The organism is Shewanella dokdonensis (assembly GCF_018394335.1).
GTDB classification, from domain to species: domain Bacteria; phylum Pseudomonadota; class Gammaproteobacteria; order Enterobacterales; family Shewanellaceae; genus Shewanella; species Shewanella dokdonensis.
In genome coordinates this window covers 1,126,117-1,144,817 of the sequence record NZ_CP074572.1, presented here as the reverse complement: position 1 = coordinate 1,144,817, position 18,701 = coordinate 1,126,117, and the positions used below count along the sequence as shown (strand labels likewise).

Sequence of the window (18,701 nt, the reverse complement as noted above, 5' to 3'; positions counted from 1 at the left end):
GTTAAATTCCCGATTAATTGAACGATATTGAGCAAGTGCTGTTCATTATCTATTAAATAAATAATGCCTTATTGCTATTTTGGGTGGGCTGCCATAGGGTTGGCTATCTGAGTTCATTGCCAGGAATAAGGAATGTATTATAAAAAACGCCTGTTGCAGGCTTCGCTGTTGGCTTTGTCCACTATTTCTCCTTTTGTTACAACACATCTATTAGCCGCCTCATTACCACCGGTTGAAGCCAAGAATGGCATGGTCGTGTCTTCGCAGCGCTTTGCCTCCGAAGCTGGGGTGGAAATTCTCAAAATGGGCGGCAATGCGGTAGATGCCGCGGTGGCTGTGGGCTACGCCCAAGCGGTGGTGAACTCCTGTTGTGGCAATATTGGTGGCGGTGGTTTTATGACACTGCATCTGGCGGATGGCTCTGATCATTTTATCGATTTCCGGGAAATGGCGCCGGCGGCAGCGACTGCCAAAATGTATCAAGACAAAGACGGAAACCTTATTCCGCATGCCAGCACGCTGGGCTGGGGTGCCGTTGGTGTGCCTGGTACGGTACGTGGTATGGAGCTAGCGTTGACTAAATATGGCTCAGGCAAGCTGACGCGGGCACAAATCATGGCGCCAGCAATCAAATTGGCACGGGAAGGTTTTATACTAACCCGAGGTGATACTGACGTTATCGACACCAGCCTTGAGAAAATGCGTGGCGATCAGCAAGCCGCTAAAATTTTCCTGCATGCAGACGGTTCTCCTCTGGAACCCGGTGACCGTCTGATACAGCCTGCTTTGGCCGATACGTTGCAAAAGATTGCTCAAAATGGCCCAGATGCTTTCTATAAAGGCGAGATCCCGCAGGCGGTAGCAAAAGCCGCTAAAGCCAATGGTGGTTATATCACTGCCAAGGATTTTGCCAACTACGTGGCGAAAGAACGCACGCCCGTGAAGTGTTCCTACCGTGGTTATGAGTTTATCTCGGCACCACCGCCAAGTTCAGGTGGCACAACCATGTGTCAGATCCTGAATATTCTTGAGGGTTACGATCTGAAGTCTATGGGTTATGGTTCTGCCGATGCCATCCATTTTACCGCTGAAGCAATGCGTCACGCGTTTGTTGACCGTAACAGCCTGTTAGGCGACCCAGATTTCGTTAAAATTCCGATGCAGAAACTGCTGAGCAAAGAATACGCGGCAGAAATCCGTAAAACCATTGACCCAGTGAACGCTACTCCTTCCAGCGCCATCGCCGCCGGGGTGCCACCCCATGAAAAACCACAAACCACCCATTATTCCGTGTTAGATAAGGCGGGTAATGCGGTGTCTACCACTTACACTATCAATGGCCGTTTTGGGGCTGGCGTTATGGCGCCTGGTGCGGGCTTCTGGCTGAATGATGAGATGGATGACTTCACCTCAAAAATTGGTGCAAAAAACATGTTCGGGCTGGTACAGGGTAAAGCTAACGCCATCGCTCCTGGGAAACGGCCGTTATCGTCCATGTCACCCACCATTATTACTAAAGATGGCAAAACCTTTATGGTGGTGGGTTCGCCCGGCGGTTCGCTGATTATTACCATCACACTGAATACTGTGCTGAACGTTATCGACTACGGCATGAATCTGCAGGAGGCGGTGAACGCGCCGCGCATTCATCAACAATGGTTGCCCGATGTGGTGCTGTATGAAACCCGTGGGATTTCACCCGATACGCTGAAAATCCTCAAAGCTCGGGGTTATACCATGGTTGAGAAAAAACCTTGGGGGCGGCAGAAGCCATTATGGTGGGGCTCCCCAGCATGGTGAAGGATGAGCAGCATTCCAATGTCAGTGACTCGTCGGTTTCTGGCAACGTCCGTGCTGGCTTTATTTATGGCGCTAATGATGCGCGTCGGCCGCAGGGAGCCGCTGTCGGCTATTGATCTCGGTTGTTTGAGCTTAGCCCGGACTGGTTCCGGGCTTTTTATGCGGCGAGGAAAATCGCGGCTACATTCGTGACAACTGTGGGCTATCACACTGTTCACTTGATATGCTTCAGCATAAGCTTATGGTGTTGTAAGCAAATAACCCAACGGATGGTGGCGGTATGACACAGGCATTCACGGCAGGCGATTTAAAAAAGCGTTGCGACAGCAGCAAAATGAAATCAATGATTTCACTATCTATACCGTGTTGGCAGCACTACAACAGGAAGATAAGAACAAGAAAATTTTGAAAAAATCGCGCGGGAAGAACAGCAGCATTACCACTTTTGGGTCGGTATTACCCAACGAGAATTGTCGCCACAGCATTGGCTGGTGATGTGGTATGTCTTGCTGGTAAAACTGCTTGGCACCTCCTTCGCATTGAAAAGTCTAGAGAAAAAGAGTGTGGTGCCGAGCAATTTTATAAAGAGTTATTCGATATCTACCCACAGGCGAAGACGATTTACCATCAGGAAATCAACCACGAATTAGAGCTGATAGACATGCTCCACGATAAAAAGCTGCTGTACACTGGCGCTATTGTCTTGGGGATGAATGATGCGCTGGTGGAATTGACCGGCACGCTCAGTGGTATTGCGCTGGCATTTGATAAAACGCTGGTGGTGGGGGCAACAGGCTTGATTATGGGCATTGCGGCGTCATTGTCGATGGCGGGGTCGGCTTATCTGGAATCAAAAGAAAACCCCAATCCGGATATCAGTGCACTGTCTTATTCGGCCTATACCGGCGTGTCTTATATCCTCACGACAGCCGTGCTGGTGTTGCCATTCTTTGTGTTGCAGTCGATGGTGGCGGCCTTAGCGCTGATGTTTGTTTTGGCTCTGATCGCCATCGTGCTGTACACCTTTTATATCTCGGTCGCCAAAGATCTCAGTTTTAAAAGCCGCGTGTTAGAGATGTCATCCATCACCTTCGGCGTTGCAATTATCTCGTTCTTTATCGGTTATGCGGTGAAGTATTTTCTTGGGGTTGAGATATAGCGCCAATCTTAATCGTTGCACTTAAACATGGCCGTAAAACAGGGCAAGATGCAGGCAATTTATCAAGATATGTGGCAACAGGCTACGGCGGCGATTGGCCGTGGGCAATATCAGACCGATGCATTAATCAACAATCCAGCAGACACCCGGCGTGGGGTTACCGTGCTGTCTTACTTGTCATCGAGTCAATCATTAGTGCATGAAATTAATGGTTTTTTACAAGGTGTTCTGGAACTTGAACCGCAGCAATACCGGCAACCCGTTACCGATATGCACCTGACCGTGTTGTCGATTATCTCTTGTATTGCGGGGCTGCGACTACAGGATCTCAATATTGCGGGTTATGGTGAGGTGTTGCAGCGGGCATTGGCTGAAACTACGCGTTTCGAGGTGATGTTCCGTGGCATTACCGCATCACCGAGCTGCATTTTATTGCAGGGCTTTGTGGCTGATGAACGGCAATTATCGGCGCTGCGTGAACGCTTACGGCAAGCGTATCGAGACTCCGGCTTGCCTTGTAGTATTGACAGTCGTTACAAAATCGCCACGGCTCATGCCACTTTGGTGCGCTTCAATGCGCCGTTGCAGCAACCACAGCGGTTGCTGGATTATCTGGCACAGTATCGTGACTATGACTTTGGTCGTCATGCGGTGACGCAACTGTCACTGGTATTCAATAATTGGTATCAACAGCAGCAACATACACGGCTGTTGGCTACCGTGCCGTTACGCTGAACATCACGCACCGCGGCACGCCATTATGTGATTGCAGAAGATTAAGGTGTTGCACCTTAAATCAGAGCAACACCACTTTACCTAACCATCAACCCTGTGTTGGATTGTGATTCCCTCGGCGAGAATTGTGACCACTGCGATTAGCCGCTGGGCGACCTTGCTGTTCCCCAGGCTTCCTCGGCTTCGGCTTATTCGCGGCAGGGCGTTGTTGTCCATCAGCGCTGGGTTTTCGGCGTGGCGCTTGGGCTCTTGCTGGGCGTTCAGCCGTAGTTTCACCAGCTTGCGCTTCCCTTGGCTGTTTGGGTTTCTTCGGCTTTTTAGGTTTTTCGGGCCATTGGCGCGCAAGTGGGTTTCTTGCAGCGGTTTGTTGGGGGCAAATTCCGCTAGCGTTTCCCGTGGAATATGCTTCCCAATTAGGTTCTCGATATCGGCTAGCTGTTTCTGTTCTTCGTCACATACCAGAGATACCGCATGTCCGGAGGCACCGGCGCGTCCGGTTCGGCCAATGCGATGCACATAGTCTTCAGGCACGTTAGGCAAGTCAAAATTCACCACTTGCGGCAGCAGGTCAATATCCAGTCCACGGGCGGCAATATCGGTCGCCACCAGCACTGTCACTGTGCCATTTTTAAAATCAGTCAAGGCGCGGGTGCGGGCGCCTTGGCTTTTGTTGCCGTGGATCGCTGCTGCGCTGATCTTGGCGGCATCTAACTGTTTCGCTAGACGGTTGGCACCATGTTTGGTCCGGGAAAATACCAGTACCTGTGACCATTGCTGCTGTTGGATAAGCTGAATAAGGAGTGCAGTTTTTTCGATTTATCCACGGCATACAGCGTCTGTGTTACCTGTTCAGCCGTGCTGTTGGGTGGGGTAACTGAAATCTCCGTAGGATTGGTTACCAGCCCTTTTGCCAGTGCCCGGATATCATCAGAGAATGTAGCGCTGAACAGCAGGTTTTGTCGTTTAGGCGGCAGCAATGCCAGAATTTTCTTGATGTCGTGAATAAAACCCATATCCAGCATGCGATCGGCTTCATCCAGTACCAGGATCTCCAAACGGTCAAATTTGACCGCATTTTGCTGATACAGATCCAGCAAACGTCCTGGAGTTGCCACCAGAATATCCACACCACGGCGTAATGCCAGCATCTGCGGATTAATGGAAACACCACCAAACACTACGGCACTGCGAAGATTGAGGTTTTTACCGTAATCACGCACATTGTCGGCAATCTGTGCCGCCAGTTCGCGGGTAGGCGTTAGGATCAGGGTGCGGATTTGATTGGCTTTCGGGCGTGAGCCACCACTCAACAAGTGCAAAATCGGTAAGGTAAATGCCGCGGTTTTGCCAGTCCCGGTCTGCGCAGCGGCCATCACATCGTTGCCTTGTAGGACAGCCGGAATAGCCTGTTGCTGGATGGGGGTTGGATCGTTATAACCCTGTTCAATAACCGCATTTAGGATTGGGGTGGATAAGCCAAGAGAGGCAAAACTCATGCAATAGTCTCGAATTAAGTGGCATGTAAGCCGAAAGCTGGAGCCATTTCAGGCGGGCGGCAAGTGTACAGCAAAAGCCATGGCAGTACCATGAGCAGAACAGAATTCATCCGCAGCTGTCGGCTTGCTGAACCAGATCACAGTTCGGGCTGCCAATGCCCCATAATTTGCAGTATCTTGAAGCTGTTGCAACTAAGGAATGCGGGCAATGACAGCGATTGATTTTATCGGCACTCAAGCACAGGCTCGGCGGGATAACGCTATCGGGCTGATCCGTAATGTGCAGCAGATGTCCGCCATTGCCACGCCTCGGCTTAACCACGGGCTGCTGAATCTAGCGCAACATGGCCGTATTGCCTTTCATTTCCATCCTGATCGTCTCGATTATCGCGGCTGGCCAGTGATTGCCGGTTTGCTGGCGGATGGCGAGTATCGCAGCCAGTTTGAAACCCGCGTTTCCAACGGTAAGTTGTCCCCGCAGCTCGGTGGTGCCCGGGATCACTGGGAAAATCAGCTATTCGGTCACTGTTATGTTGGGGCCAAGTTGCGGCCAAAATACGGCGCGCTGGATATTGGTTTACACCAGAGCGGCCCATCCGCACGTTTTGGCAGTTGTTATCTGTTATCAACGCCGGAACTGATGAGCCAATGTACTTTCTGTTATCTGGACTCCTGCCGCGAGCCGCGAGAAAAAGGCACGTTAGCCTGTTTTGAAGACGTATTCGCGGCGCTGTTCAACGAATCTTTTGAACGTGATGCGGCGTTGGGGGTAAACGCGCTGCGGCCACCCGCCTTGGTGGATTATCTGTGTGAAGAGTTGCCGCGAGGTGTGGATGCGCGGTTTTTGCGGCCGATGAGCCGAGACTTAGATCATTACATCGAAGCACAGTGCCACGGTGAATTATCGCTGGCGCAGGATATTGATGTGCTGGTGGCGGATCCTTCCTATAAAAATACTGCGATTGAAGTATTGATGCAGCGCTTGTGCGATCGCTACCAACTGCGTTTGTGCTGGCATCAAGGCTTTGTGATGGCTGCCGCTGAGGTTCCGGCAGATTTCCGTGGCGCTGCTATGCCACAACTGGCCGCCAAAGTCGCGCGGGATGGCTTGTTGACGCCAGCAATTCTCGGTGACGCGGAAGTCTCAGTGCGGCGTGAGCCAGAACGTTGGCGCGGGCTGGGAAATGAAGCCGAACTGCTGCAACAGTTCAAATTGTTGTGGCATGTGCTGGTGCGTTTTGGTGCTGTGGGTACCTAAACGCTTAAATCATTGTTGGCGGCAATCACACGGTACAATATTCCCGGTAAAAATCGCGGTTAGCTGGTTTATTCTGCCGGCAATGCCTGCGATACTTCCTAGCGAATTTACACCCATCGGTCAAGCCATGGAATGATAGCGTTGATGCCGATGATATTCCCTGTCTTTTGCTGTAATTAGTTTGGATATTCATGGATAAATCCCTGGAAAAACAACTGGCCGGATGGCTAAGGCTGCAAAAAGGGGCCTGTGGTCCCTATCTGAAACTTTCCATGACTCTCGGCGTTGCTAATGGTATGGCGTTGGTGGTTCAAGCCTGGTTATTGGCAACCATGCTGCAGGGGCTCATCATCGATAACCTGCCACGGCAGCAGTTTATTCCACACTTTATTGGCTTTGCGGTACTGATCTTGTTGCGTGGCATGCTGGCCTGGGGGCGAGAACGTGTAGGCTTTGCTGCCGGGCGGCGATTGCGTAGCACTTTGCGGGCTGCGGTGTTGGATAAACTCGGTCGTTTGGGTCCCGCTTGGGTCAATGGCAAGCCCGCCGGTGCTTGGGCCAGCATAGTGCTGGAGCAGATTGAGGATTTACAGGATTTTTACGGGCGCTATCTGCCACAAATGGCACTCGCTGGATTTATTCCGCTGCTCATTCTTTGCTGTACTTTCCCATTGAACTGGGCAGCAGGATTGATCCTGTTGACTACCGCGCCATTGATCCCGCTATTTATGATCTTGGTTGGCATGGGCGCTGCTGACGCTAACCGCAAAAATTTCAGTGCATTGCAGCAGTTGAGTGGGCATTTTATGGATCGCTTAAAGGCACTGGCAACGCTCAAGTTGTTTTATCGCGCGGCGGCGGAAGAAAAAGCCATTGCCAAAGCATCGGAAGATTTCCGGGAGCGCACCATGGCGGTGTTGCGCTTGGCGTTTCTCAGCTCGGCTGTGCTGGAATTTTTGCGGCAGTCTCCATTGCGGTGGTGGCGGTGTACTTTGGTTTCTCCTATTTGGGTGAGTTGAATTTTGGTCATTACGGTGTGACCATCAGTTTATTTACCGGCATGTTCATACTGATTATGGCGCCGGAATTTTATCAACCGCTGCGCGATCTTGGTACTCACTATCATGCCAAAGCCCAAGCGATAGGCGCGGCAGAATCGTTAATGGCACTGCTGGAGACTCCGGAACCCTTGAGTCAGGGGCATGAAGAGCTACCGGGCAACCTTGTCAGCATCGACGCGCAGGATCTGCAAGTGTTTAGCATGGATGGGCAGCTATTGGTGGGGCCGCTGAGTTTTTCCATGCGGGCGGGAGAGAAACTGGCATTGGTTGGCCCTAGTGGCGCAGGGAAAAGCAGTTTGCTCAATGCATTATTAGGCTTTTTACCTTATCAGGGCAGCCTCAAAGTTAACGGTGTTGAACTGCAACAGTTGGCCCCCGCCAGTTGGCGACAACAGTTGGCTTGGCTGGGACAAAATCCTCAGTTGTTCCATGGCTCGATTGCTGACAATGTGCGCTTGGGTCAGCCTGGGCTGGATGATGCGGCGATTTGGGCACTGTTGGAGCAAGCCAAAATTGCAGATTTTGTGCGAGCGCAGCCCGATGGCCTAGCGCATAGGGTGCAGGAATTCAGCGGCGGTCTGTCGGTGGGGCAGGCACAACGCATCGCGTTAGCACGGGCTTTGGCGCGTAACGCTGAGCTGTATTTGCTCGATGAACCCAGTGCTAGTCTCGATAGCCAAAATGAACAATGGGTATTAGCCGCGTTGTGGCAGTCCATGCAGCAACACACATGTCTGATGGTGACACATCGTTTGGATCAACTGGATCGTATGGATCGGATCTTAGTGTTGGATCATGGGCAACTGGTGCAGCAAGGAAGTTTTTCCGAGTTGGCTCAGCAGCCTGGCTTGCTGGCAAACATGCTGGCGCAACTGCCGTTAGCGCTGTCGTTGGATGATGTTGATGCGGCGGGAGGTGTACGGGCATGAAACTGTTATTACCCTTTTTGCAACTGTTCCGGCGCCAATGGCTGATGATGACGTTAGGACTGCTGCTGAGTCTATTAACGCTGATCGCGGGTATCGGTTTGCTATCCCTTTCGGGTTGGTTTCTGTCGGCTACAGCGGTAGCCGGGCTGGCAGGCGTGGGCATGAATTACTTTACGCCGGCCGGAGGCGTACGCATGTTTTCCATTATGCGTACCGCGAGCCGTTATGGCGATCGAGTGCTGACCCATGAAGCAACTTTCCGCATTCTTACCGAACTGCGCTGCTGGGCCTGGAAGTCGCTATTGCCGTTGAGCGAACGCAACCTGAGTGGTATGCGTCGTGGCGATCTGTTGAACCGCTTGGTGGCGGATATTGATACGTTGGATCATCTGTATCTGCGATTGCTGACGCCGCTCGCCAGTTACGCGTTAATGCTGTTGCTGCTGTTTGCATTTGTCGGCTGGTTTGATGTGCATTTGGCGTTGTTGCTGTGTGGTGGCTTGTTGCTGGCGGCCATTGTCTTGCCATCGCTGTTTTATCAGTTGGGGAAAATGCCGGGGCGACAGCTTATCGAACAGCGGCAACACTACCGGGTACGCTTGCTGGAATGGTTGTCAGGACAAGCGGAATTGACACTCTTTGCGGCGGCGGCTGATGCTCGGAAAACGTTGGCGCAAGTGGAACAGCATTGGCTAAATAGCCAGCAGCGCATGGCCACTATCAGCGGTTTGAGTCAGGGGCTGTTGATCCTGTTCCACGGTTGTTTGGTATTGCTGATGTTGTGGTATGCCGCCAGTGGTGTCGGCTCGGCGGTGCCACCAGGCCCCTTGTTGGCGTTAATGGTCTTTTGTGTGCTGTCTAGTTTTGAGCTGATGATGCCATTGGCCGGAGCCTTTCAACAGCTGTCTGCTACTATGCTGGCTGCCCGGCGAGTGGCAGATATTACCGAGCAGACACCCGACATCAGTTTCCCCGCCGTTAGCCTTGGCAAGGCTGCCAATGGTGAGTTATTGATCAGCGACTTAAGTTTCAGTTACCCGCAAGCATCACAGCCGGTGTTGCAACAGCTGTCATTAAAGATTGCCGCTGGCAGCAAAGTGGCGTTGCTGGGCAAAACGGGGTGTGGCAAATCCACCTTGCTGTCGTTAATCACCCGCCAATGGCAGTCGCAGCACGGCACAATCCAACTGGCGGGTAAAACGCTGGAAAGTTACGACGAACAGAGCCTGCGTGCGTCAATGACAGTTGTCAGTCAACGGGTGGCACTGCTCAGCGCCACCTTGCGCGATAATTTACAACTAGCACTGCCGGAAAAAGTCAGTGACGAGCGCTTGTCGCAGGTACTGCAACAGGTAGGCTTGGCAAATCTACTAGAGGATCAAGGCTTGAACGCCTGGATTGGCGAAGGTGGCCGGCAGTTATCCGGTGGTGAACAGCGGCGTATTGGTGTGGCCCGGGCATTGCTGCGGGATGCACCCTTGTTGTTGCTGGATGAGCCAACTGAAGGGTTGGATCGGCGTACTGAGCAGGAGATCTTACGGTTATTGCTGGCACATGCCCAGGGTAAAACCTTACTGATGATTAGCCACCGCTTGACCGGGATGGCCCAGATGGACGCCATTCATCTACTGGAAGATGGGCAGATTGTCGCCAGTGGTTCTCATGGGCAGTTGCTTAGTCATACTCCGGCCTATGCAAGGTTATACCAGCAATTGCGCGATTGACGCGCTAGCTTGATGACTAACCTATTTACCAAAGGATGTCGCTGACATCCTTTTTTATGCCTTATCACTGTTGACTGTCATATGGCTTGTTACCTAAAAATCGCGAATCGATCACAGAAGCATCTAGCACTATCTCCAATAATAAAGTTATTGGCATATGCTATTAATTTAGCGCTGTTGGCATAGACGGCGCAGCAAGTGGAGTAGAAAACGATGATTGTGATCCCTATGAGTCGCGGACATTTGTCTGGGCATTTTACTAAAGCGCAGCAACTGGCATTTTTCAGTGCAGAGGGGCAGTTGCTGCAACTGGTTGATAATCCAGCACTAGGGGGCAATTGTGCTGCTAAAAGTGCCATGCTTAATCTGATACAACAGCAGGGGCTCAGATTGTACTGGTGAATCAGATTGGTGAGCGCATGTTGGGTAAATTGCTGGATGCCGGGATCAGTGTCTGTCGTCCTCGGCAACGTAACGGCAGCTTACAGCAATTGCTGGATGATGCTCGCAACACGCATTTACGGCTGTTGGACACCAGTACGGCTAGGCCGTCGTTACAACACCAAAGTAAAGGTGGTTGTGGTGAAAGTTGTGGTTGTAGTGGGAGTGGCGGTTGTCATCATCATGCCACAACTACGGCACAAAGCACTTTGTGTCAGCCACAGCATAGTTGCAATGACGATGTGCATTTTAGCGGCTTTCGTCTGCAAAAATAGTTCACCATTCATTTCTTGAAGCGGGAGCTATTCTCGGTCAGTTGTTCCTTGTTGTTTGTTCTTGTCAGTACTTCTCTGTTGCTGGTGGCGGAAATGTGATTTTCCTCTTTCGCCCCGGCCTTTTTATCCATTTGCCGATCTTTCTGTGGTAACTTAACCTGTTTTTTACAGTTTGCCATACCGGCATGGCCGGAAGTCTGAAAAGGAAGATAACAATAATGAAAAGCAAACATTGGCTTGGCAACATTGGTGTGCAGGTAGTGATTGCCATGATCCTCGGTGCTGTCGTGGGCTGGGCCATGGGCAACAGCGCATCGGTATTTGCACCGCTAGGAACCCTATTTATTCACCTGATTAAAATGCTGGTGATCCCGTTAGTGCTGGTTGCCATCATTGCGGGTTCCTCTAGCCTAGGTAACACGCCGTCTGCGGGTAAAATCGGCCTAGGGACTTTTATCTTTTTCCTGGCCACCTCGGCATTGGCGGTGGCGTTAGCCTTGGTGCTTGGGCATCTGTTTGAGCCTGGATTGGGCACGGATATAACTGCCCATGCTAAAGCGTTTGAGCCGGTGACTGCCGAACAGGGGGCGCTACCTGGTGCGGTGGATACATTGCTTGGGATGATCCCTACCAATGTGTTTGAATCGCTAACCGGCGGCAATATCCTACAGATCCTAGTGTTTAGTATCTTCTTTGGCGTCGCCTTAACCAAGGTAAAAGGCAATGGGCCAAAGCAGGTGCAATCAGCACTGAATGCGGTACTGGAAGCCTTGGTGTGGATGATCACTAAAGTGATGCTGATTGCTCCGCTGGGGGTGTTCGGCTTGATGGCCGACGCGGTGGGGAGTTTCGGCTTTGATGCCATGAAAGTGGTGCTGAATCTGTTTTGGGTGTACATGCTGGGGATTGTGATTTATACCTTCCTGTTTTTCCCAGCGTTGGTGCAACTGATGTCGCCAGTCTCTGCGTTGAAATTCATTATGGTGATGAAGAAACCACAGGTGATGGCGTTATCCACGGCTTCTTCAATGGCGACACTGCCGGTCAACATGCAGACCTGTGAGCAGGATTTAAAAGTCAGTAATGCCACTACAGCATTTGTGCTACCGCTGGGAGCTACCATTAACATGAGTGGTAACGCGATTTATTATGGTCTGGTGGCGATTTTCTTTGCGCAGATGTACCACGTACCGTTAGATATGACCGCTTACGCCGCCATCATTCTTACATCCACTTTAGGGGCTGTTGGACAGGCGGGCGTTCCTGGGCCAACGTTCCTCGTGGTGGCGGTATTGCTGTCAGCGGGGATCCCCATTGATGGTTTGCCATTGTTGTTCGCGTTGGATCGAATTTTTGATATGACCCGTACTGCACTGAATATCACCGGGGATGCGGCGTGTGCTGTGATTATGGATAAGTACGCACCAGAGAAAGCTAAACCAGTCCTCATCGAAGATGCCGACTGAACCATCGTATTTCCGGACGGGACAAAGTTAAAAAAGGGGCTACCACAAGGTAGCCCCATTCAGTTTGTTACTTTGATTTACAGCGCATCACCCAACGACAATAAGGTGGCATTACCACCAATGGCGGTAATGTTGTTGGTACGGGTTTTCTCGGTCATAAAACGTGGCAGATAGTGTGGGCCACCGGCTTTAGGTCCAGTCCCTGACAGCCCTTGACCGCCAAATGGCTGCACGCCAACCACCGCGCCAATCTGGTTACGGTTGATATAGACGTTCCCGACATTGACCTTATCTGCGATCTCCAGTGCTTGGCCTTCGTTGCGACTATGGATCCCTAATGTCAGCCCAAATCCAGTGCTGTTGATATCGTCGATCACTTGCTGGAGCTCACTGGCTTTATAACGGATCACATGCAGAATTGGGCCGAAGTTTTCTTGCTCTAGCACCTTGATTGAGTTGATTTCTACTGCGGTTGGGGCAACAAAATGGCCGTGCTCAAAAGCTGTGGGTAAGGCGGCTTGTTTGAGCAGTTTGCCGACCTGTTTGAGGTGTTCAATGTGAGCATTGAGGTTGGCTTTAGCCGTTGCATCAATCACTGGCCCAATATCGGTTTTTAGTTCCCCAGGATGGCCGAGGGTCAGTTCATCCATTGCCCCTTTGAGGATCTCGATAACGCGTTCGGCAATGTCTTCTTGCACATAAAGCACTCGCAGCGCCGAACAGCGCTGACCGGCACTGGTGAAAGCGGATGCTACAACATCATTTACGACTTGTTCGGGCTGTGAGGTCGAATCCACTACCATGGCATTCTGACCACCAGTTTCGGCGATTAGCGGAATGATGGCACCATCGCGTGCAGCCAGTGTCCGGTTAATCGCCTTGGCGGTGGCAGTGGAACCCGTGAAGCAAACACCGCCAATGCGTGCATCAGCGGTCAAAGCCGCGCCAACATCGGCACCTTTGCCTGGCAGCAGTTGCAGTACGTTTACTGGAATGCCGGCCTGGTGCGCCAGTTGTACCGCGCGATAGCCAATAATCGAGGTCTGTTCCGCAGGCTTTGCCACTACGCTATTGCCAGCTGCCAGCGCGGCCGCAATCTGCCCTAAGAAAATGGCTAATGGGAAGTTCCACGGACTGATGCAGACAAAGACGCCGCGACCTTGCAGGAACAGTTCATTCAATTCGCCAGTCGGCCCAGGCAATAGCTCAGGTTTTGCCATCAGTTTTTTGGCTTGAAGTGCGTAATAACGGCAAAAATCTACGGCTTCGCGCACTTCATCAATACCATCTTGTAAGCTCTTGCCGGCTTCGCGGGTACATAAGGCAATCAGTTCTTCACGGTTTTCTTCCAGCAAGTCTGCCAGTTTTTGCAAGGTGGCTGCACGGGTTTCGACTGGCGTGCGACACCATTGTGGAAAAGCCGATACCGCATTTGTGATAGCTTGTTTAACGCTGGCGGCATCGGCCCATACTACTGTGCCCACTTGCTCTTGGGTGTTATAGGGGCTAACGACTGGCTGCGGGTTGCCGCCCAGGGTTTCTCCGCCCACTAGCGGCCCCATGCCATTGTTGCTGCTGGAAAGGTTCGAGTGCTTTGAAGAACGGCTCAGCTTCAGAAATGATATTCATATTCAGACCTTGGGAGTTCTTGCGCTCATTACCGTATATGTCAGCAGGCAGCGCGATATTATTATTAGCTAACGAGGCGTAATTGCGGGCGGTTACCAGCGGATGTGTTACTAGCGATTCGATAGGCGTTTTAGGATCTACCAGCTTATGCACGAAAGAGGAGTTAGCGCCGTTTTCCAGCAAGCGACGTACTAGATAAGGCAACAGATCTTTATGGGCGCCGATAGGTGCATAGATGCGTACCGGCCGCTGGCGGTTTTCAGCCAGCAGCGTATCGTACAGTTCCTGCCCCATGCCGTGCAGTCGCTGGAACTCAAACTGCCGCTCACCGGCCATATCGCTGATTGCGGCCACAGTTTGAGCATTGTGTGTGGCAAACTGTGGGTAGATGGCGCCTTCGGTGCGCTCTGACAACAGATAACGAGCGCAGGCTAAGTAAGAAAGATCGGTATTCACTTTACGGGTATACAGCGGATAACCGCGCTCACCGGCCTGTTGTGCCCATTTTAGCTCGCTATCCCAATAAGCCCCTTTTACTAGGCGCACGGGAATGATATCGCCTTGGGTCTTTGCCAGCTTGGTGATCCACAACAGTACCGGCAAGGTGCGCTTGGAATAGGCCTGTACTACCAGACCTAACAGTCCCCAACCTTTGGCGGCCTCTGATTGATATAACTGCTGGAACAGTTGCAGTGACAACTCCAATCGATCCACTTCTTCGGCATCAATGGAGATCCCCACATTCAGAGCCCGCGCTTGTTCTATCAGTTTGATGACAGTGGCGTACAACTCGCTCATCACTCGCGCTTTGTTCGCCACTTCATAGCGAGGATGCAGTGCCGACAGCTTGATAGAAATGGTGGGGCGGGGTGCATCGTTTTCATCATACTGTTGCGCGCCTAATTCACTGATTGCGTGGGAATAATCTGCGTAGTATTTGTGTGCGTCTTGCAGGGTAAGCGCCGCTTCGCCCAGCATGTCGTAGGAGTGGGTGTAGCCGAGTTTTCTTTTGGCTTCGCTGTTTTTCAGCGCTTCTTTGACGGTGCGCCCCAGCACAAACTGTTTGCCCATGATCTTCATCGCGGCATACATAGCTTGGCGGATCACCGGTTCGCCGAGACGGTTCACCAGTCGTTTCAGTAAGTGACTGGGCGTGCCATCAATATTACGATCCAGTTTAATGATTTTGCCGGTCAGCATTAATCCCCAGGTCGAGGCATTCACCAGCACTGAATCGCTCTTTGACAGATGCTGATCCCACTTGGCACCGGAGAGTTTGTCTTCAATCAAGGCGTCGGCAGTGTCACTGTCGGGAATGCGCAGCAAGGCTTCTGCCAGACACATCAGGATGATACCTTCCTGCGTTTCCAGACTGTATTGCTGTAAAAAAGCATCGATGCCGACCATCATGCCTTTTTTATCGTATTGCCGAACCTTGGTAACCAGGGCATGTGCGCGCTGGGTGATGCGTTCGATAGTGGCATCATCAGCAGGAATAAGTTTCAGCAGATCAGACAGATATTCTGCTTCGTCAACAATGTAGTTTTCACTGATAGCGGAAAAAAGATCATCGAGATTGGCATTATCATAATAGCCAGCCAGTACTTCACTCGCTTTAAACATAATTATCGCTTCCATCCAAGCCGGTTAGGCAGTTAAGGGCTGCGGAACATCTCAGACGCAAGGGGCGCTTATCGTTGTTGTATACCATTAAGAAGGCGCTTGCGCGCGCCGATTATACAAGCAAAGTGTGAGCCGTGGCACTGTCTGGAAATGAAATGTGACAATTGTTTGAAAATGTTGTTTATCACTTGCTATTAGTGCACAAATAAAAAGACCGCCGTTTGAATGCGGCGGTCTGTCAGAAAATTTGTACGCTTTACATCCAGCGGTCACGACGGCGACGCTGTGGCCGTGGCAGATAAACCAGGATCACCCCGAGGATCAGCCCGCCAGCAGCGATTAATCCGCCTTGCTGCCACATATGGAAGCGGGCATTGTCTTGCATGTTCTCTACCTGGGCGAGCGCTGCGTCTCTTGCGGCGCTGGCTTTCTGTAGCTCAGCTTCCGTTTTACTCAGCTTGCTCTGCAGATCATCGAGTTGCTCTGAGACGTTACTGCTTTGGTTAGACACCGACTGGAGCTTGGATTGTGCGGCTGCGAGCTGTGTTTCCATATCAGCCATGCGATATCGCATCGATACTTGTTGCTGCAACTTGTCGGTACGTATCCAGCCTTCACGGCCTTTGTGATCGACAATTTTGGAAAACTCACCTTCGGTTTCCGGCATCAGTGTGATTTTCTCTCCGGCCTCGATACTACCGATAATGCGGTACTGACTGCCTGGACCACCATGAATATAAATATAAATATTATCAGAGACATAGCGGGTCTGGCCTTCTGCCAGCAGTGAAGGGGAAAGGAGCAGGGCTCCGGTTAGCATCAGCACTCTCAGCACGGTGAATCTTCTCTGTCGCAAAATATTGTCAACATGCTATGGATTTGTGCTTGCCAATGCAAGAGGGAAGTCAGTTGACTTCCCTCTTATCTTGCTGATTTACCGTAGGTTGCACGGAATAAATCAGTTAAAAATACCTTTGATGGTAAAGAAGAACAGGATAGATAATCCCGCCCCCGCTGGTAAGGTCACCACCCAAGACACCACAATATTGCGTACAACCCCAATATTGATGGCAGCAATACCACGAGCCATACCAACGCCAAGCACTGCGCCAACCAGTGTTTGTGTGGTGGAGATTGGCAACCCTGTACCAGACGCAATCACTACAGTACTCGCGGCGGCCAGCTCGGCGGCAAAACCGCGGCTAGGGGTCAAATGTGTGATATTTTTCCCTATAGTTTGCATTACCCGTTTACCGAATATTGCCAACCCCAGCACGATACCTATGCCACCCAAAGGCAGGATCCACCAGATTAACGGTGATTTGGCACTGATAATACCACCACTATTGACCACGGATACTACCGCAGCCAACGGGCCAATGGCATTCGCCACATCGTTAGACCCGTGAGCAAATGCCATACAGCAAGCGGTCATCAGCATCAGAATCGCAAACACCTTTTCAACGTTATTAAAGTTGGTCTGTTTGCTCGGTGTACTGGAGAGTTTTAAACGGGTGATGGCAATTTTACCAGCGATACCTATAAGCACCGCAATCAGTATCGCCAGCATATAAGCCTCGCCAGTCGATACTTTCAAACCCACATGTTTCAGTCCCTTGGTAATGGTGACCAAGGACATCACAAAACCCGCAAAGGCCATATAAAAAGGCACAAAACGTTTGGCATTAGCCAGTGGGTTATCCGTATTGAAAATCAGTTTTTGAACGCTTTGGAAAATGCAGAAGGCGATAAAGCCTGAGATGGCGGGGGTGACAATCCAGGAACCTACGATACCGGTTACCTGACTCCAGGAAACCGCATCTGGTCCCACTCCCACCGCGGCAAATCCAATAATGGCACCAACGATGGAGTGGGTGGTCGACACCGGCCAACCCAGGGCCGACGCTGCCACCAGCCAGATCCCCGCGGCCAATAGCGAAGCTATCATGCCATAGACCAGCAATTCGGGGACTTCAGTAAAATAAGATGGGTCAATAATCCCGTTGCGTATGGTACTGGTCACTTCACCGCCAGCCAGATAGGCGCCGGCAAATTCGAAAATCATGGCAATCACAATTGCCTGTTTGATGGTAACGGCATTTGCCCCTACCGAAGTGCCCATTGCATTTGCAACATCGTTGGCTCCGATGCCCCAAGCCATCAGAAAGCCGAAAACGGCCGCGGTACCTATAAGCCAGGGGCCGCTAGTGATTAATACATCAACCATGCTGTATAACCTTGTATACCTTTTATTATTAGACGCGAGCCAGCATCAGCTCGAGGCGGGAACCCACACGCTCGGCAAGATCTGCCAGGTCTCCCACCCACTCAATAATTTTGTAGAGGAACATGACGTCGATGGGACTTAACTCCAACTCAATGGCGAATAACTGTCGACGCACCTGGATCTGCAACTCGTCAGTGTCTTCTTCCAACACATCGAGTTCACTGATCATCTTGGCTACCAGATCCACTTCTCGGCCACGGAATCCCGCTTCCAGCAGATCGTCCAGTTCGTTAATGGCTTCCTTTGCCAACGCTACTGCATCAAGACAACGTTGCAGATAAGCGAGGAAGGGGTTTGAATGACTTCAGGCACCAGTAGTTCACGGCCTATGATCCGGCCTGAAATATCTTTAGCTTTGTTAGCGATTTTGTCCTGTTGGGTTAATAGTTCCAGCAGATCAGTTCGTTCAACTGGCATAAACAAACCGCCGGGGAGGGTGAGACGTATTTCACGTTTCAGATTGTCAGCGTCTTTCTCTTCCTGACTAATTTTTTCCGGATGGCAACTGCACTGTCCCAATCCTTTGCGAACGTTGCTTCAAAAAAGGGACCAGCAGCGAAGCACAATCAAAAACCTTGTCAATGTGCTCTTGCAGCGGCTTGATCGGCGATTTTGCAAACACGCCTAAAATAGAGTTTACTGGCATAGCCGTTTACCTATTAGCTCATTCCACTATTGGAAACGCGGGCGAAATGGTACCTTAAGCGTCCGCGTATTGAAACTGTGTTTTCACTGAAAATATGACAGCTTTTATACAAATGGGCTATATATCACCCGGCGAAAAATACTAAGACAGTTTTATGACAGCAATATGACAT

General features: G+C 51.1%; 11 protein-coding genes and 4 pseudogenes. 10 read left to right on the top strand and 5 right to left on the bottom strand.

From position 1 onward, the window contains the following. Positions 1 to 132 precede the first annotated feature (132 nt). The 4 genes from ggt to KHX94_RS05450 all read left to right on the top strand — a co-directional run bounded on the left by ggt (position 133) and on the right by KHX94_RS05450 (position 3,694). Positions 133 to 1,800, top strand: a complete 1,668-nt coding sequence (gene ggt, locus KHX94_RS05460) for a gamma-glutamyltransferase (RefSeq protein ID WP_244859338.1) — start codon at positions 133 to 135, stop codon at positions 1,798 to 1,800. Beyond that, positions 1,776 to 1,916, top strand: coding sequence for a hypothetical protein (locus tag KHX94_RS20220; RefSeq protein WP_244859337.1), 141 nt, complete (start codon positions 1,776 to 1,778; stop codon positions 1,914 to 1,916). The genes ggt and KHX94_RS20220 overlap by 25 nt, the downstream gene beginning before the upstream one ends. Before the next feature lie 329 nt (positions 1,917 to 2,245). Beyond that, entirely contained in the window at positions 2,246 to 2,959 is a 714-nt protein-coding gene (locus tag KHX94_RS05455) for a VIT1/CCC1 transporter family protein (protein ID WP_213682669.1), read from the top strand. A 27-nt stretch (positions 2,960 to 2,986) separates the two neighbouring features. Continuing rightward, positions 2,987 to 3,694 (top strand): 2'-5' RNA ligase family protein, encoded by a 708-nt coding sequence (locus KHX94_RS05450; RefSeq protein WP_213682668.1) that lies wholly within the window; start codon positions 2,987 to 2,989, stop codon positions 3,692 to 3,694. An 88-nt stretch (positions 3,695 to 3,782) separates the two neighbouring features. On the opposite strand, the pseudogene KHX94_RS05445 reads toward KHX94_RS05450, so the two are convergent. Beyond that, a pseudogene (locus KHX94_RS05445) lies at positions 3,783 to 5,190 on the bottom strand (DEAD/DEAH box helicase). A gap of 208 nt (positions 5,191 to 5,398) precedes the next feature. Here KHX94_RS05445 and KHX94_RS05440 point away from each other — a divergent pair. From KHX94_RS05440 to KHX94_RS05415, 6 genes and pseudogenes are all read left to right on the top strand, one after another. After that, complete coding sequence (locus KHX94_RS05440) at positions 5,399 to 6,448, top strand: DUF3626 domain-containing protein (RefSeq protein ID WP_213682667.1); 1,050 nt, start codon at positions 5,399 to 5,401, stop codon at positions 6,446 to 6,448. Between the two features lie 191 nt (positions 6,449 to 6,639). Then, positions 6,640 to 8,438, top strand: a pseudogene (cydD, locus tag KHX94_RS05435) (heme ABC transporter permease/ATP-binding protein CydD). Then, complete coding sequence (gene cydC, locus KHX94_RS05430) at positions 8,435 to 10,162, top strand: heme ABC transporter ATP-binding protein/permease CydC (RefSeq protein ID WP_213682666.1); 1,728 nt, start codon at positions 8,435 to 8,437, stop codon at positions 10,160 to 10,162. Before cydD ends, cydC begins: the two are co-directional and overlap by 4 nt. A 213-nt stretch (positions 10,163 to 10,375) precedes the next feature. Then, the gene (locus KHX94_RS05425; protein WP_213682665.1) at positions 10,376 to 10,564 is read left to right on the top strand and encodes a NifB/NifX family molybdenum-iron cluster-binding protein; all 189 of its coding nucleotides are present in this window, start codon (positions 10,376 to 10,378) and stop codon (positions 10,562 to 10,564) included. Then, positions 10,561 to 10,878, top strand: a complete 318-nt coding sequence (locus KHX94_RS05420; protein WP_213682664.1) for a hypothetical protein — start codon at positions 10,561 to 10,563, stop codon at positions 10,876 to 10,878. Before KHX94_RS05425 ends, KHX94_RS05420 begins: the two co-directional genes overlap by 4 nt. 218 nt (positions 10,879 to 11,096) lie before the next feature. Continuing rightward, complete coding sequence (locus KHX94_RS05415; protein WP_213682663.1) at positions 11,097 to 12,344, top strand: dicarboxylate/amino acid:cation symporter; 1,248 nt, start codon at positions 11,097 to 11,099, stop codon at positions 12,342 to 12,344. A 77-nt stretch (positions 12,345 to 12,421) separates the two neighbouring features. On the opposite strand, the pseudogene putA reads toward KHX94_RS05415, so the two are convergent. The 4 genes and pseudogenes from putA to KHX94_RS05395 all read right to left on the bottom strand — a co-directional run bounded on the left by putA (position 12,422) and on the right by KHX94_RS05395 (position 18,529). Next, positions 12,422 to 15,596, bottom strand: a pseudogene (gene putA, locus KHX94_RS05410) (bifunctional proline dehydrogenase/L-glutamate gamma-semialdehyde dehydrogenase PutA). Positions 15,597 to 15,852: 256 nt separating this feature from the next. Next, positions 15,853 to 16,431 (bottom strand): TIGR04211 family SH3 domain-containing protein, encoded by a 579-nt coding sequence (locus KHX94_RS05405; protein WP_244859336.1) that lies wholly within the window; start codon positions 16,429 to 16,431, stop codon positions 15,853 to 15,855. A gap of 123 nt (positions 16,432 to 16,554) precedes the next feature. Next, positions 16,555 to 17,823 carry an inorganic phosphate transporter gene (locus tag KHX94_RS05400; protein ID WP_213682662.1) on the bottom strand — a complete coding sequence of 423 codons (1,269 nt, stop codon included), beginning with the start codon at positions 17,821 to 17,823 and terminating at the stop codon, positions 16,555 to 16,557. 28 nt (positions 17,824 to 17,851) lie between these two features. After that, positions 17,852 to 18,529 (bottom strand): annotated as a pseudogene (locus tag KHX94_RS05395) (TIGR00153 family protein). Positions 18,530 to 18,701: the final 172 nt, after the last annotated feature.

Excerpts from the sequence above, each read along its gene's own strand:
- KHX94_RS05415 (WP_213682663.1), top strand. The coding sequence starts at position 11,097 with ATGAAAAGCAAACATTGGCTTGGCAACATTGGTGTGCAGGTAGTGATT.
- KHX94_RS05400 (WP_213682662.1), bottom strand. The coding sequence starts at position 17,823 with ATGGTTGATGTATTAATCACTAGCGGCCCCTGGCTTATAGGTACCGCG.
- KHX94_RS20220 (WP_244859337.1), top strand. The coding sequence starts at position 1,776 with ATGGTGGGGCTCCCCAGCATGGTGAAGGATGAGCAGCATTCCAATGTC.
- KHX94_RS05440 (WP_213682667.1), top strand. The coding sequence starts at position 5,399 with ATGACAGCGATTGATTTTATCGGCACTCAAGCACAGGCTCGGCGGGAT.
- KHX94_RS05450 (WP_213682668.1), top strand. The coding sequence starts at position 2,987 with ATGGCCGTAAAACAGGGCAAGATGCAGGCAATTTATCAAGATATGTGG.
- ggt (WP_244859338.1), top strand. The coding sequence starts at position 133 with ATGTATTATAAAAAACGCCTGTTGCAGGCTTCGCTGTTGGCTTTGTCC.
- KHX94_RS05425 (WP_213682665.1), top strand. The coding sequence starts at position 10,376 with ATGATTGTGATCCCTATGAGTCGCGGACATTTGTCTGGGCATTTTACT.
- cydC (WP_213682666.1), top strand. The coding sequence starts at position 8,435 with ATGAAACTGTTATTACCCTTTTTGCAACTGTTCCGGCGCCAATGGCTG.